Genomic DNA, 12,810 nt, shown 5'->3' with positions numbered 1-12,810 from the left:
TTCGACATCGCTCAGCACGAACGAAGGTGCAGCGCCTTATAGACGGCCGTGCTGGTCCTCGGTCTGGAACATCCGGTCCACTTCGGCGACGAGGTCCTTGAGGTGGAAGGGTTTGCTCAGCATCTTGGCTTCGGGCGCGGTGCGGCCGCTCTGCAGCGCGACGGCGGCGAAGCCGGTGATGAACATGACCCGGATCGAGGGGTCGATGACCCCGGCCTTCTGGGCCAGTTCGATTCCGTCCATTTCGGGCATGACGATGTCGGTCAGCAGGAGATCGAACGATTCGGCCTCGAGCAGCGGCATGGCCTCGGTGCCGCAGCCGACCGCCTTGACCGAATAGCCGACGCGTTCGAGCGCCCGCGCGAGATATTCGCGCATCGAGCTGTCGTCTTCGGCGAGGAGGATCTTGATCATCGGAAGGACCTCTTATGCCCGCAAGCTTTAACATTTTCTAGGCGGAACGCGCTTTCTCTGCTCCACGTTGGCGCACTATTCCCGTTCGGATCCGAAAGCAGACCGGCTTGCGACCCTCCTCGACCCCCACTGGCGCGCTTGCCCCGCCCCGCCTGATCCCGGGCCGCGGGCAATTGCCGGTGCTGCTGTCGGTGCCGCACGCGGGCCGCGCCTATCCCGACTGGCTGGTCCGGCTCGCCCGACGCGGGGCGGCAAGCCTCGCCCCGCTCGAGGACCCGCTGGTCGATCGGCTGGTGTGGCGCGCGCAGGCGCTCGGCATCGCCTGCGTGGTCGCCGACGCACCCCGGGCCGCGATCGACTGCAACCGCGCCGAGGACGAGCTCGATCCCCATGCGATCAACCTGCCGCCGGGCGCCGGTCACGACGGCTGGAGGGTCCGGGCCGGCCTCGGGCTGATCCCGGCGCGGCTGGCGGGCGCGGGCGACTTGTGGCGACGGCGGATCGGCCCGGCCGAACTCGAGGCCCGGCTGGACAGCGCCTGGCGGCCCTATCACCGGCTGCTCGCCGAACAGCTCGAACTGCTCCGGCGGCGCCACGCCGAGGTGCTGCTGCTCGACTGCCACTCGATGCCGTGGCGGCCCGGCCAGGCCGAGCTGGTCCTCGGCGACCGCCACGGTCTCAGCGCCGCTCCGTTCGTGGCCGAGCTCGCCCGGCAGACCGCCGAGGCGGCGGGTTATCGCACCAGCCGCAACGATCCCTATGCGGGCGGGCAGATAGTGGCGGCCCATGGCGCGCCCGAGCGCGGGGTCCATGCGCTCCAGCTCGAGCTCGACCGGCGCTGCTATCTCGATCCCGCCGGCCGCGCGCCGGGCGAAGGGTTCGACCGCTCGGCGCGGCTGTTCGAGGAGCTTGCCCGGACGCTCGGCGGGCATTTCCTCGACCGCAATGCGCTGCCGCTCGCCGCCGAATGAAAAAAAAAGCCCCCGACCCGCGAGGGTCAGGGGCTCAAGTACAGGGGAACGCATGGGCTGCAGGGGAACAGCCTGTGCCCCAATCAAATGGGTAGCGCAGCGAGGCGCGGCAAGCCGGGGCCGGCTCGCCTCACCGCATTGCCGTCACGCCTCGACGGGCTGCGGCGCGGCGCCGCCGACCTGCGGGACCGGACCCTTACCCTGGCGGACCTGGCGAGCGAAGATGTCGCGCGCCTGGGCCAGGCTGAAGAGGTGGGCGTAGATCAGCGGCAGCAGGCCGTTCTGGTTCATCTTGCGAAGCTCGTCACCGCGCAGCTCGCGCAACTTCTCCTCGTCGACCATCTGGAAGCCGCGATAGACGAACGGCTGCTGGGCGCCCTCGGGCTGGATGGCGACTTCGCCGTCCATCAGGAGGTCGGCCTTCTTGAGCTCGGCCATGAACAAGGCGGTGCGCTGGCCGGCTTCCTCGAACTGCTCGCAGAACTGGAGGATGGCGGTGGTCGCCTCGCTCGGCTGGCCGTCGGTGAAGAGCGGCTGGCCGTCCTCGAAATCGCCGATCGCGCCGGCCGAGGGATCGACGCACAGCGACAGCTCGTCGCTGCCTTCGGTCAGGCGGGCGAGCAGGAAGGGATAGCGGCGCAGGTAGGCCGGCATGTAGACGTCGCCCTCGAGCGGCTTGCCCTCGGCGTCGACGAAGGTGTTGACGCCCTCGTTCAGGCCCATGAGCGCGAGCGGCACCGGCTCGTCGCCCGACGAGAAGATGATCGGGAAATGGCGCTGGGCGAGCGCGAACTCGTCGACCGTCAGCGGGATGGCATGGGTCGTGGCGAGCGCCGGGAGCGTCTCGATGCCGCGAACCTTGAGCGTCCCATGCTGCTGGGTGCTGACGGGCTCAAGCGTGTTGTAGAGCATCGGAAGGCCGTTGTTCGGCGCCGCGGAAGCCATTGAACTCTCTCCTGAAGGGATGTGGCGACCCACTGGCCGTCCACCTTAGGCACGTGGGCCGCGCCTCTATGCGGGCTTTGGCCCGCTTGCAAGTGTGGCCGCATGCGTTGCAAGACTGCATCAGGAGTTCAGCCCGGGTTCAAGCCGCCGCCGCCACTCAGCCGATCGCACCTTCTTCCCGTTCTTGCGAAAGTCGCCCTCCGCCCCATGCTCCTGCCCCTGCCCCTACTGACCTGGCTGGCCGGTCTCGTCGGGCTTCAGGCGACAGGGCCGATGACGGTCAGCCGGCTGGTGGTCGAGCAGGAGGTGATCCTGCGCGTGCCGGTGGTTCGGCCGCGGATGCCGCGCATCATCCGCTGGGAGGAAAAAAAGGGACCGAAATGCATCGGTTCCGACCAGATCGTCGCCGCCGCGCTCGCCGACGAACGGTCGGTCGATTTCCTGCTTCGCGACCGCAGCCGGATTCGCGCCCAGATGGACGACGATTGCCCGACGCTCGACTTCTACGGCAATTTCTACATCCAGCCGCGCGACAGCAAGGTCTGCGCCAAGCGCGAGGAAATCCGCAGCCGGATCGGCGGTTCGTGCCGGATCCAGCGCTTCCGCCGGATCGTCCCAAAATTCGCCAAGGACTGACGATTCCTTGACTTGAGCCGCCTCCTGGCGCACGGCGCGAAGCGCCTGGCGTGCCATGCGGCAAGGCCGGCCCTTTCTCTTATCCGGATGACTTGATGCCTTTTGCCGATCTCGGCCTTTCCGACGAACTGCTGCGCGCCATCGGCGATAGCGGCTACACCGAACCGACCCCCATCCAGGCCGGCGCGATCCCGCCCGTGCTCATGGGCAAGGACCTGATCGGAATCGCCCAGACGGGGACCGGCAAGACCGCCGCCTTCGTGCTGCCGATGATCGACATCCTCGGCGAAGGCCGCAGCCGCGCGCGGATGCCGCGCAGCCTGATCCTCGAGCCGACCCGCGAGCTTGCCGCCCAGGTCGCCGAGAATTTCGAGAAATATGGCAAGAACCACAAGCTCTCGATGGCCCTGCTGATCGGCGGCGTTCAGATGGGCGACCAGATCAAGCAGCTCGAGAAGGGCGTCGACGTCCTGATCGCCACCCCGGGCCGGCTGATGGACCTGTTCAGCCGCGGCAAGATCCTGCTGACCGGCTGCGACATGCTGGTGATCGACGAGGCCGACCGGATGCTCGACATGGGGTTCATCCCCGACATCGAGGAAATCTGCACCAAGCTGCCCAAGCAGCGGCAGACCCTGCTCTTCTCGGCGACCATGCCGCCGGTGATCCAGAAGCTGGCCGCCAAGTTCCTCAACGATCCGCGCAAGGTCGAGGTGTCGCGCCCGGCGTCGTCCAACCTCAACATCGACGCCAAGCTGGTCGAGACGCGTTCGGACAAGAAGCGCGAAGTGCTGCGCGACCTGCTGCGCGCCGAGGACGTCGCCACCGCGATCATCTTCTGCAACCGCAAGACCACGGTGCGCGAGCTCACCACCAGCCTCAAGCGCTCGGGCTTCGCGGTCGGCCAGATCCATGGCGACATGGAGCAGGCGGCGCGGATCGCCGAGCTCGACCGGTTCAAGGGCGGCGAGATCAACATCCTGGTCGCCTCCGACGTCGCCGCCCGCGGGCTCGACATCAAGGGGGTGAGCCACGTCTTCAACTTCGACGTGCCGTGGCAGCCCGACGATTATGTCCACCGGATCGGCCGCACCGGCCGCGCCGGGGCCAAGGGCAAGGCCTTCACCCTCGCTACCCGCGAGGACAATGAGGCGGTTGCCCAGATCGAGAAGCTGACCGGGACCAAGATTCCGCGCAGCGGAGCCGAGGGGGTAGCCGCCGCGGCCGAGCCGGCGGCACCGGAAGCCGAGGAAAAGCGCAAGCGCGGCCGTGGCCGAGCCAAGCCCGCCGCCAAGGCCGAGCCGGTCGAAGCTGCCGCGCCGAAGCCCGCGCCCAAGGCCGAGCGCGCGCCCGAACCGCGCCGCGAGCCCCGCCCTGCCCCGGCGCCAGCGCCGGCCCGCAAGCCCGAGCCGGTCGGGGCCGATGGCGACGACGACGGCTGGAACGGCCCGCTGCCGAGCTTCCTCTCGGTCGGCTTCAGCGGCTGATCGTCACGGACCCGTCACAGCCGCGCTGCTAGGGACACGCGCATGGATGTCACCGTCTATCACAACCCAAATTGCGGGACGTCGCGCAACGTCCTCGCCTTCCTGATCCAGCGCGGCATCCAGCCGACGGTGATCGAATATCTGAAGACCCCGCCGAACCGGAGCGAGGTTGCCGATCTCGCCCGCAAGGCCGGGGTGCCGCTTCGTGACCTCGTGCGCGAAAAGGGCACGCCCTTCGCCGAGCTGGGGCTGGGCGAGCCGGGCGTGACCGACGCGCAGCTCCTCGACGCGATCGAAGCGCATCCGATCCTGCTCAACCGCCCGATCGTGGTGATCGGCGATCGGGCGCGCCTCTGCCGGCCGAGCGAGACCGTGCTCGCCTTCCTGGACGAAGCCCAGGCCTGATGCCGACCCTGTCGCGGCGGCTCGCGGCGGAAGCACTCGGCAGCTTCTTCCTGTTCGCGACCGTAATCGGCTCGGGCATCATGGCCGAGCGGCTGGCGGGCGGGAACGTCGCCATCGCCCTCCTCGGCAACACGCTCGCCACCGGCGCCATGCTGTTCGTGCTGATCGCCTGGCTGGGTCCGATCTCGGGCGCGCACATGAACCCGGCGGTAAGCCTGGTCGCCGCGCTTCGCCGCGAACTCGCTGGCCGTGACCTCGCCCCCTACGTCGCGGCGCAGCTCGTCGGCGGGATCATCGGCGTGATCGTCGCCAACCTGATGTTCGACTTGCCGGCGGTCGACTGGTCGACCAAGGTCCGGGGCGGGACCGGCCAGTGGCTGGGCGAGTTCGTCGCCACCTTCGGCCTCGTCCTCACCATCCTCGGCACCGTGGCGAAGCGCGAGCGCGCGGTCCCGGCCGCGGTCGCCCTCTATATCGTCGCGGCCTATTGGTTCACTTCCTCGACCAGCTTCGCCAATCCCGCCATCACCATCGCCCGCGCCTCGAGCGACAGCTTCGCGGGCATCGCGCCGGCCTCGGTCCCGGGCTTCGTCCTCGCCCAGCTCGCCGGCGCGCTCACTGCGGCGTGGGTCGCCCGTTTCCTGCTCGACGAGCCGCGTTAACCCCCGGCAACGCCGCCGCGCCCCGTGGCTGCGACCGCCCGAGCTTCTCCTGTCGTCCCAATGGCCTATCGTCGGGACTTAGGAGACAATGATGCCCTGGAAGATTGCCCGCGCCGAGGCCCTCACCGACCCCCATGCCGCGCGGATGAAAGTGCTCGAAAAACTGCAGCGCCTGCCCGAACTCGACGATGCCGAAGCGGAGGTCGTGCGCGTGCTGCTCGACGCGATCCTGATGGTCGAGGCCTATCGCGGCGCGCGCCACCAGATCACCTTCCTCCCCGAGATGACGCAAAGCGTCGACCACCTGCTGCGCGAACTCGAGATCCTCGACCGGGCCGACCAGCTGGCGGCGGCGGGCTAGCGCGTCAGTTTCCGAAGGTCGCCCCGAGCAGTCCGATCCGGAACACCGGGATCATGCCGATCATCGCGCCGACAATCATCGCGAGGCACAGCAGCAGCGCCTTGGCGAGGCCGCCGGCCCAGCCGTGCCACCACAGGCCCCTGCCCATGCGCAGGAAGGCCGCGACCAGTGCGCCCCACATCAGCAGATTGCCAACGATCTCGAAGCCCTTGATCATCGGCAAGGGCCCGAGCGGGACGATGGGCACGGTCCAGGCGCACATCAGGGCGAAGGTGGCACGAATGCTGCGCCGCCAGTCGAGCCCGCTCCACCATTTGAGCAGCGGGGCGGCCGCGGCGGCGTAGAACAGTGACAGGATCGGCACCGCAACCAGGCTCATCCAGCCGTCGGCGTCACCGATGAAGGCTTCGCGGCTCTTGCCCGAGCGGGCGATCCAGTCGTCCAGCACGGCCGGGGGCTGCTGTTCGATCAGGCCTTTCAGCCCGCCGGCCAGGAACATGTAGAACATGAGGATGCCGCACAAGGCGACATAGAAGCCCATCGGCCGCGCATAGCGGCGCCCACCGGTCGGGCCGTAAGCGAGATAGGCGTCGAGCACCGCGCGGGGCCGGACGAGCAGGTCGCGCGCGGTGGCGAATTCGGTCCCGCCGAAGCCGGTCGCCTCCTCGGCGAGATCGGCGAGGCGCGCCTGCTGTTCGGTATCGGTGCCGGTCGGCATCGAGGTCATGGCTCGCGGTTCGCCGCCTGTGCCCGCGCGGCGGCGGTCCCGCCCGCAATCAGTCCGAAGACGATGCCGAGCGCAAGGTTATGGAAGACGAGCCAGAAGAAACCCGCGACGAGCAGGAACGCCCCTACTCCGAATCCCGCCTTCTTATCCAAATCGCGTCCCCCCTTGCGCCGACAGAATGGAGGCGGAGGACAAGCCGGGTCAAGCCCGGGCGGCGGCCGCCCGATAGCGATCGAGGAAGGTGCGGGCGTGGGCGGCAAGGCGGCCCTCCCCGATGGCGTCGCGCAGCCCCTGCATCAGCCGCTGGTAGAACCAGAGGTTGTGCTCGGTCATCAGCATCGCGCCGAGGATCTCGCCCGAGCGGACCAGGTGATGGACGTAGGCGCGGCTGTAGCTCGAGCAGGCCGGGCACGGGCAGCCAGGCTCAAGCGGCTCCTGGTCCTCGGCGAAGCGGGCGTTGCGGATGTTCAAGGGCCCGTCGGCGGTGAAGGCCTGGCCGGTGCGGCCCGAGCGGGTGGGCAGCACGCAGTCGAACATGTCGATGCCGCGCACCACCGCCTCGACGATGTCGTCGGGCTTGCCGACCCCCATCAGGTAGCGGGGCTTGTCCTGCGGAAGCTGGCCCGGCGCGAAGTCGAGGCAGCCGAGCATCGCCTCCTGCCCCTCGCCCACCGCGAGGCCGCCGACCGCATAGCCGTCGAAGCCGATGTCGATCAGCGCGTCGGCGCTTGTCCGGCGGAGCTTCTCGTCGAGCACGCCCTGCTGGATCCCGAAGATGGCGTTCGCCTCGGCATGGGCCTCGCCACGGTCGAATTCGTCGCGGCTTCGGCGGGCCCAGCGGATCGAGCGGTCCATCGCCTCGCGCTGTTTCTTCTCGGGGACGTCGGGACGGACGAGCTCGTCGAACTGCATCACGATCGACGAGCCCAGCAGCCGCTGGACCTCGATCGAGCGTTCGGGGCTCAAGAGATGGCGCGAGCCGTCGAGGTGGCTCTTGAACGTGACCCCTTCCTCCGTGACCTTGTTGAGGTCGCTGAGGCTCATCACCTGGTAGCCGCCGCTGTCGGTGAGGATCGGCCGGTCCCAGTTCATGAATTTGTGCAAGCCACCGAGACGGTTCACCCGCTCGGCGCCGGGGCGCAGCATCAGGTGATAGGTGTTGCCGAGGATGATGTCGGCGCCCGCCGCGCGCACCCCCTCGGGCTTGACCGCCTTGACCGTCGCGGCGGTGCCGACCGGCATGAAGGCGGGGGTGCGGATCTCGCCGCGGCGCATGGCGATGGTGCCGAGGCGCGCACGGCCGTCGGTCGCGTGGATGGTGAAGGAGAAACGGGGAGCGGTCATTGCGCGCTCCCCTAGCCGCTTCACCGCCGCAGCGTCGAGCCTACCAGATCCCCGGGATCAGCGCGGCGGTGCGGGCGCGGTGCTCGGTCCAGGCGCCGCCGAAGCGCTCGGCGAGCGCACGCTCCTCGACGCGGATGCGCCAGGCGAAGGCGAGGCCAGGGAGCAGGATCATCGCGGCAAGGCCGACCAGGCTGCCAGTGCCGAGGCCGACCCCGGCGCAGGTCAGGAGTGCCCCGGTATAGGCCGGGTGACGGATGCGCGCATACAGGCCCTCGGTGACCAGCCGGTGGTCGTCGAGCAAGGTGACCTCAGTGCGGAAATAGGCGCCGAGCTGGGCCACCGCCCGCGCCCTGACCAGGATTCCGGCAAGCATCAGCGCCGCACCGAGCGCCAGCCACAGCCACGGGCTCCCCGGCAGCGCGAACCAGCGGATCGCGGCAGACTGGAAGGCGAGGCCGATCCCGCCTCCGATGCACGCAAACAGCCCAAGACGGCTGAAGCGATCGCGTCGCTCGCCACCGCCCGGCTGCGCATCGCGGCGGAAGACCAGCATCTCGCTGACGAGCCAGGGAATGGTGAGGAGCTGGAGGGCGTTGACCGGTGCCATGGTCCGAGCCTAGCTCCAGTGTATTGTCCGTGCAATACAGGCCAGCGCCAGCGCTTCATTCGAGAAACGGAGCGGCTCCCCCTCGCCCGGGAGGAGCGTGCGCTAGTCGGCTTTCTTCTTAGCCGCCAGTGCCGCGCTTTCGCGCTTGAGGGGGCGCGAGACCGGGCAGACGACCTGCAGATAGCCATTGAGCGCATTGGCGAGATGGTCGGGCACCAGCCGATAGTGGACATATTGCCCGCGCTTTTCGCTGGTCACGAGGCCCGCATTCTCGAGCACACCCAGATGCTGCGACACCGCCGACTTGGTCATGTCGAAGCGCGAGGCGATCTCACCCGCGGTCAGCTCGGCCTCCGCGAGATAGGCGAGGATCTTGCGCCTCGGGGTCGAGGCCAGTGCTTCGAAAATCTTGTCCACGCCAGGGAATTAAGCATTTACTTCAACACTTGCAAGTTTTGCGCTTAAGGGATTAAGACATGTCTTAATTGCTTAAGGAGAGTCGCGATGGACGAGGGTGATCGGGTGGGAACGCTGATCGGCACGGATGCCGACCCCCGTGTCGGGCAGGTGCGCTGGGATCCGGTCCATTCGCTGTGGAATGGCGGGATGCTGGCCGGAGCGCTCGCCGCGCCATTCTTCTTCAGCCTGGGCGGCCTTGCCGTCTTCATCCTCGGCACCGGCGCGGGCCTGCTGCTCGGTCATTCAGTAGGCTTCCACCGGCGGATGATTCACCGGAGCTTCGACTGTCCCTTGTGGCTCGAGCGGACCCTCAGCTGGTTTGGGACGAGTGTCGGAATGAGTGGTCCCCTGTGGATGATCCGCACCCATGACCTGCGCGACTGGGCGCAGCGGCAGCACGACTGCCATCCCTATCTCGCCCATCGCACGGCCATGTGGCGCGATGCCTGGTGGCAGATGCATTGCCGGCTCGAGCTGTCGCGTCCGCCGGTGTTCGATCTCGACCGGATCGGCGCCGATCCCTTTCATCGTTTCCTCGAGCGGACGTGGATGCTGCAGCAGGTTCCGATCGCCATCCTCCTGTTCGCGGGCGGCGGGATCGGCTGGGTCCTGTGGGGAGTGTGCGCCCGGGTCGCGATCTCGGTCCACGGCCACTGGTTCGTCGGCCATCTGGCGCATCGCCGCGGACCGCAGACCTGGCTGGTCGACGATGCCGGGGTGCAGGCGCATGACGTGCCGTGGGCGGCGCTGCCGACGATGGGCGAGGCGTGGCACAACAATCATCACGCCTTCCCCGGCTCGGCGCGGATCGGCATTTATCCCGGACAGTCGGACTGGGGCTGGCAGTTGATCCGGCTCTTCCGCGCGGCGGGACTGGCCTGGAACGTCCGGCTGCCGAGCGACCTGCCCCCGCGCCCGCTTTCGGCCGCCTGACCGGGCCTCATCGACAGCAGCCCTGCCCCGCGCCTATCTGCGGCGGCGATGATCGACGCCTGGCTCTACCCCGCCCTCACCGCCGTCGCCGTGCTGACCGGCTTCATCGACGCCATCGCGGGCGGCGGCGGGCTGATCATGATGCCGGCGCTGCTGGTCAGCGGCGTGCCGCCGATCATGGCGCTCGGCACCAACAAGCTCCAGTCGATGTGCGGGACCTTCGTCGCCATGAGCAATTACGGGCGTAAAGGCCTGATCGACTGGAAGGAAAATCTCCCCACGGCGCTGCTGGTCTTCGCCGGCGCGGGAGTGGGCGCGCTGCTGGTCCAGCGGATCGACACCCGGACACTGTCGCTGGTGATCCCGCTCCTGCTCCTCGCCAATGCGGCCTACGTCCTGCTGAGCCCGCGCATGACCGACGAGGACGCGCACCAGCGGGTGTCGAGCCGCGGCTATGCGCCCGTCGGCGGGGCGATCGGCCTCTACGACGGCTTTTTCGGGCCGGGCACGGGAAGCTTCTTCACCGCGACCCTGGTCGGATTGCGCGGGCTCGGCCTGACCCGCGCGACCGCGCTTACCAAGTTCCTCAACTGGACCAGCAACGTCGCCTCGGTGCTGCTGTTCGCGCTTGGCGGCAAGGTCCTCTGGACGCTCGGCCTGTGCATGGCCGGCGGCGCGATGCTCGGCGGCTGGCTCGGCAGCCATACCGCGATGAAGTTCGGCGCACGGCTCATCCGCCCGCTGCTGGTAACCGCCAGCATCGGGCTGACCATCCGCCTCCTGTGGGGCTGGTTCGCCTGAAATCCGATCAGATGAACGGCGCACAACGGTCCGTTCAGTTAACCGGAACAATGGCGCTTCTAGGGGCTCGTTTCGCAACGCGAACGAGTTAAGGGGAATATAAGTGACGGTGGTGACGAAGCTGCGCCTGTGCATCGGCGCGGCGCTGGCGCTGGCGGGCTGCAGCGAGGGCCGGCTGGCGGTGCCGAGCGAACTTCATGGGACGACCGAGGCGCTGCCGATCAGCGGCATGGGGATCGGCGAGCGGGGCAGCTTCCGTTTCGCCGGCGGCGAGGGCCGCTTCACCCGCGGCGCTGAGCGCCTGGCCCTGTTCGACGAGGCGCTGGTCCGCCATTCAGGCGGCGGCTCGTTCCGCTACGTGAGCGGCGGCGGGGTGCTCGAAGGCGCCTGCCATTATGCCGAGAAGAGCATCACCGTCGGGATCATTTCGGCCACCACCCGCCCCTTCGCCTACGAATGTCGGCTCGGCCGCAACGGGGCGCAGGCGGGTGAATTGCGGATCGAGGAGGAGCGCGGAACGACGGGCGCGGCCTTGGGCAAGCAGGCACGGCACGGCTATGTCGTGCTCGACGGGGTGCGGCTCGACATCCGCTCGATCCACCGGATGGAAGGCGGCGGCCTCGCGACCGCGGCGCCGCTCGGCTATCGCTTCGAGGAAGGCGGCCGCGCGGTCGGCGCGGTCGATCTCAACGGGACGACCAAGACGGTCCATGCGCCGCCGACGGCACGGACCCGCGAGGCGGTATTCGCCGGAAGCCTGGCGCTGTCGGTCCTGTGGGACCCGGCGACGCTCTAGACGCGCGGACCCTTCAGCGAATCCCTGATCTCGCGGAGCAGCAGCACTTCCTCGCTCGGGCCCGCGGCCTCCTCCTCCTTCATCACGCGCGCGGCGGCGCGGACGATGAGGAAGACGATGAAGGCGAGGATTAGGAAGCCGACCACGGTGGTCAGGAACTGCCCCCAGCCGAGCAAGGGCACGCCCGCCTTCTTGAGCGCGGCATAATCGGTCGGCGAGCCGGTGTAGCTCGCCGGGATGTCGCCCAGCCGGACGAAATGGCTCGAAAAATCGAGCCCGCCGGTGGCCGCGCCGATCACCGGCATGATGATGTCGTCGGTCAGGCTGGTGACGATGCTGCCGAACGCCGCGCCGATGATCACGCCGACCGCGAGGCCGAGCACGTTGCCCTTGGCGATGAAGCCTCGGAAGTCGCTGAGCATGGTCACTCCCCCATGGTGATTGCCTGGCCCCAGTCTGGCGAAGGGCTCGCCTTCCGTCCAGCATGGCGGAGCGCCGCCGCCCGGCCTATATGGCCCCCATGCTCAGTGACGCGCAGCGCCGCCGCCAGGCGATGATCGGGCTCGGCCTCGCCGCCGCGATCACCGCCGCCTTCGTCGCGCTGCATGTCTGGTCGGTCTTCTTCCTGCCGCTCGAGGGCGCGGGCTGGTGGCTCGCGCTGCCGATCGTCGCGGTGCAGACCTGGCTCAGCGTCGGCCTGTTCATCGTCGCGCATGACGCGATGCACGGCAGCCTCGCGCCGGGCCGCCCGGCGACCAACCTCTTCTGGGGGCGGCTGACGCTGCTGCTCTACGCGGGCTTCTGGTTGGACCGCCTTTCGCCCAAGCATTTCGACCACCACCGCCATGTCGGGACCGAGCGCGATCCCGATTTCTCGGTCGATCATCCGACCCGCTTCTGGCCCTGGTATTATGCCTTCATGCGGCGCTATTTCGGGCTTCGCGAATATCTGGTGCTGAACGCGCTGGTGCTGGCCTACGTGCTGGTGCTGAAGGCGCCGCTCGGCAATCTGCTCCTGTTCTGGGCGCTGCCCTCGATCCTGTCCTCGATCCAGCTCTTCTATTTCGGCACCTACCTTCCGCACCGGCACGAGGACGCGCCCTTCGCCGACCAGCACAATGCCCGCAGCAACGACTTTCCGGTCTGGCTGTCGCTGCTGACCTGCTTCCACTTCGGCTATCACCGCGAGCATCACCTCAGCCCCGGCACCCCCTGGTGGCAGCTGCCCCGGCGGCGGCGCGAGCTTGCGCTTCCCGCCTGAC

The 12,810-nt window shown here is 68.5% G+C and carries 18 protein-coding genes; 10 read left to right on the top strand and 8 right to left on the bottom strand.

Translation table 11 applies throughout. The features are described from left to right. Nucleotides 1-36: 36 nt before the first annotated feature. Entirely contained in the window at nucleotides 37-414 is a 378-nt protein-coding gene (cpdR, locus tag BS69_RS0111990) for a cell cycle two-component system response regulator CpdR (RefSeq protein ID WP_029942192.1), read from the bottom strand. Nucleotides 415-521: 107 nt separating this feature from the next. Between cpdR and BS69_RS0111985 the strand changes: the two genes are divergently transcribed. Next, nucleotides 522-1,385 (top strand): N-formylglutamate amidohydrolase, encoded by an 864-nt coding sequence (locus BS69_RS0111985; RefSeq protein WP_169738088.1) that lies wholly within the window; start codon nucleotides 522-524, stop codon nucleotides 1,383-1,385. Nucleotides 1,386-1,529: 144 nt separating this feature from the next. On the opposite strand, the gene BS69_RS0111980 is transcribed toward BS69_RS0111985, so the two are convergent. Next, nucleotides 1,530-2,330 (bottom strand): SapC family protein, encoded by an 801-nt coding sequence (locus tag BS69_RS0111980; protein ID WP_029942190.1) that lies wholly within the window; start codon nucleotides 2,328-2,330, stop codon nucleotides 1,530-1,532. A gap of 207 nt (nucleotides 2,331-2,537) precedes the next feature. On the opposite strand from BS69_RS0111980, the gene BS69_RS0111975 reads away from it, so the two are divergent. The 5 genes from BS69_RS0111975 to BS69_RS0111955 all read left to right on the top strand — a co-directional run bounded on the left by BS69_RS0111975 (nucleotide 2,538) and on the right by BS69_RS0111955 (nucleotide 5,881). Beyond that, a complete protein-coding gene (locus BS69_RS0111975) occupies nucleotides 2,538-2,966 on the top strand; it encodes a hypothetical protein (protein WP_051676790.1) in 429 nt (142 codons plus the stop codon). A 95-nt stretch (nucleotides 2,967-3,061) separates the two neighbouring features. Beyond that, nucleotides 3,062-4,453 carry a DEAD/DEAH box helicase gene (locus tag BS69_RS0111970; protein WP_029942188.1) on the top strand — a complete coding sequence of 464 codons (1,392 nt, stop codon included), beginning with the start codon at nucleotides 3,062-3,064 and terminating at the stop codon, nucleotides 4,451-4,453. 42 nt (nucleotides 4,454-4,495) lie between these two features. Next, entirely contained in the window at nucleotides 4,496-4,858 is a 363-nt protein-coding gene (arsC, locus tag BS69_RS0111965; RefSeq protein WP_051676789.1) for an arsenate reductase (glutaredoxin), read from the top strand. After that, nucleotides 4,858-5,520 (top strand): aquaporin, encoded by a 663-nt coding sequence (locus tag BS69_RS0111960; RefSeq protein WP_029942186.1) that lies wholly within the window; start codon nucleotides 4,858-4,860, stop codon nucleotides 5,518-5,520. Before arsC ends, BS69_RS0111960 begins: the two co-directional genes overlap by 1 nt. A 91-nt stretch (nucleotides 5,521-5,611) precedes the next feature. Then, nucleotides 5,612-5,881 (top strand): hypothetical protein, encoded by a 270-nt coding sequence (locus tag BS69_RS0111955; protein ID WP_156957029.1) that lies wholly within the window; start codon nucleotides 5,612-5,614, stop codon nucleotides 5,879-5,881. A 4-nt stretch (nucleotides 5,882-5,885) separates the two neighbouring features. On the opposite strand, the gene BS69_RS0111950 is transcribed toward BS69_RS0111955, so the two are convergent. The 5 genes from BS69_RS0111950 to BS69_RS0111930 all read right to left on the bottom strand — a co-directional run bounded on the left by BS69_RS0111950 (nucleotide 5,886) and on the right by BS69_RS0111930 (nucleotide 8,976). Next, on the bottom strand, nucleotides 5,886-6,608 hold the full coding sequence (locus tag BS69_RS0111950; RefSeq protein ID WP_211248128.1) for a hypothetical protein: 723 nt from the start codon (nucleotides 6,606-6,608) through the stop codon (nucleotides 5,886-5,888). After that, complete coding sequence (locus BS69_RS14345; protein ID WP_156957028.1) at nucleotides 6,605-6,760, bottom strand: hypothetical protein; 156 nt, start codon at nucleotides 6,758-6,760, stop codon at nucleotides 6,605-6,607. The genes BS69_RS0111950 and BS69_RS14345 overlap by 4 nt, the downstream gene beginning before the upstream one ends. Nucleotides 6,761-6,809: 49 nt before the next feature. After that, nucleotides 6,810-7,952, bottom strand: coding sequence for a tRNA guanosine(34) transglycosylase Tgt (gene tgt / locus BS69_RS0111940; protein ID WP_029942183.1), 1,143 nt, complete (start codon nucleotides 7,950-7,952; stop codon nucleotides 6,810-6,812). Nucleotides 7,953-7,992: 40 nt separating this feature from the next. Then, entirely contained in the window at nucleotides 7,993-8,559 is a 567-nt protein-coding gene (locus BS69_RS13800) for a methyltransferase family protein (RefSeq protein ID WP_051676788.1), read from the bottom strand. Nucleotides 8,560-8,661: 102 nt separating this feature from the next. Next, the gene (locus tag BS69_RS0111930) at nucleotides 8,662-8,976 is read right to left on the bottom strand and encodes a metalloregulator ArsR/SmtB family transcription factor (protein WP_029942181.1); all 315 of its coding nucleotides are present in this window, start codon (nucleotides 8,974-8,976) and stop codon (nucleotides 8,662-8,664) included. An 87-nt stretch (nucleotides 8,977-9,063) separates the two neighbouring features. Here BS69_RS0111930 and BS69_RS0111925 point away from each other — a divergent pair, with 87 nt between their 5' ends. The 3 genes from BS69_RS0111925 to BS69_RS0111915 all read left to right on the top strand — a co-directional run bounded on the left by BS69_RS0111925 (nucleotide 9,064) and on the right by BS69_RS0111915 (nucleotide 11,548). Beyond that, nucleotides 9,064-9,951: an acyl-CoA desaturase gene (locus BS69_RS0111925; protein WP_029942180.1), complete on the top strand. Its 888-nt coding sequence runs from the start codon at nucleotides 9,064-9,066 to the stop codon at nucleotides 9,949-9,951. Between the two features lie 48 nt (nucleotides 9,952-9,999). Continuing rightward, nucleotides 10,000-10,752 carry a TSUP family transporter gene (locus tag BS69_RS0111920; protein ID WP_029942179.1) on the top strand — a complete coding sequence of 251 codons (753 nt, stop codon included), beginning with the start codon at nucleotides 10,000-10,002 and terminating at the stop codon, nucleotides 10,750-10,752. Nucleotides 10,753-10,855: 103 nt separating this feature from the next. Beyond that, nucleotides 10,856-11,548 carry a VV20781 family protein gene (locus BS69_RS0111915; protein ID WP_156957027.1) on the top strand — a complete coding sequence of 231 codons (693 nt, stop codon included), beginning with the start codon at nucleotides 10,856-10,858 and terminating at the stop codon, nucleotides 11,546-11,548. Here the strand turns inward: BS69_RS0111915 and mscL are convergent. Continuing rightward, on the bottom strand, nucleotides 11,545-11,970 hold the full coding sequence (gene mscL / locus BS69_RS0111910; RefSeq protein WP_029942177.1) for a large conductance mechanosensitive channel protein MscL: 426 nt from the start codon (nucleotides 11,968-11,970) through the stop codon (nucleotides 11,545-11,547). The two genes, BS69_RS0111915 and mscL, sit on opposite strands and share 4 nt — an antisense overlap. A gap of 98 nt (nucleotides 11,971-12,068) precedes the next feature. Here mscL and BS69_RS0111905 point away from each other — a divergent pair, with 98 nt between their 5' ends. After that, nucleotides 12,069-12,809 carry a fatty acid desaturase gene (locus tag BS69_RS0111905; protein WP_211248127.1) on the top strand — a complete coding sequence of 247 codons (741 nt, stop codon included), beginning with the start codon at nucleotides 12,069-12,071 and terminating at the stop codon, nucleotides 12,807-12,809. Nucleotide 12,810 lies beyond the last annotated feature (1 nt).

It is taken from the genome of Sphingomonas astaxanthinifaciens DSM 22298 (assembly GCF_000711715.1).
Lineage (GTDB): Bacteria > Pseudomonadota > Alphaproteobacteria > Sphingomonadales > Sphingomonadaceae > Sphingomicrobium > Sphingomicrobium astaxanthinifaciens_A.
This window is presented reverse-complemented; position numbering and strand designations above follow the sequence as displayed.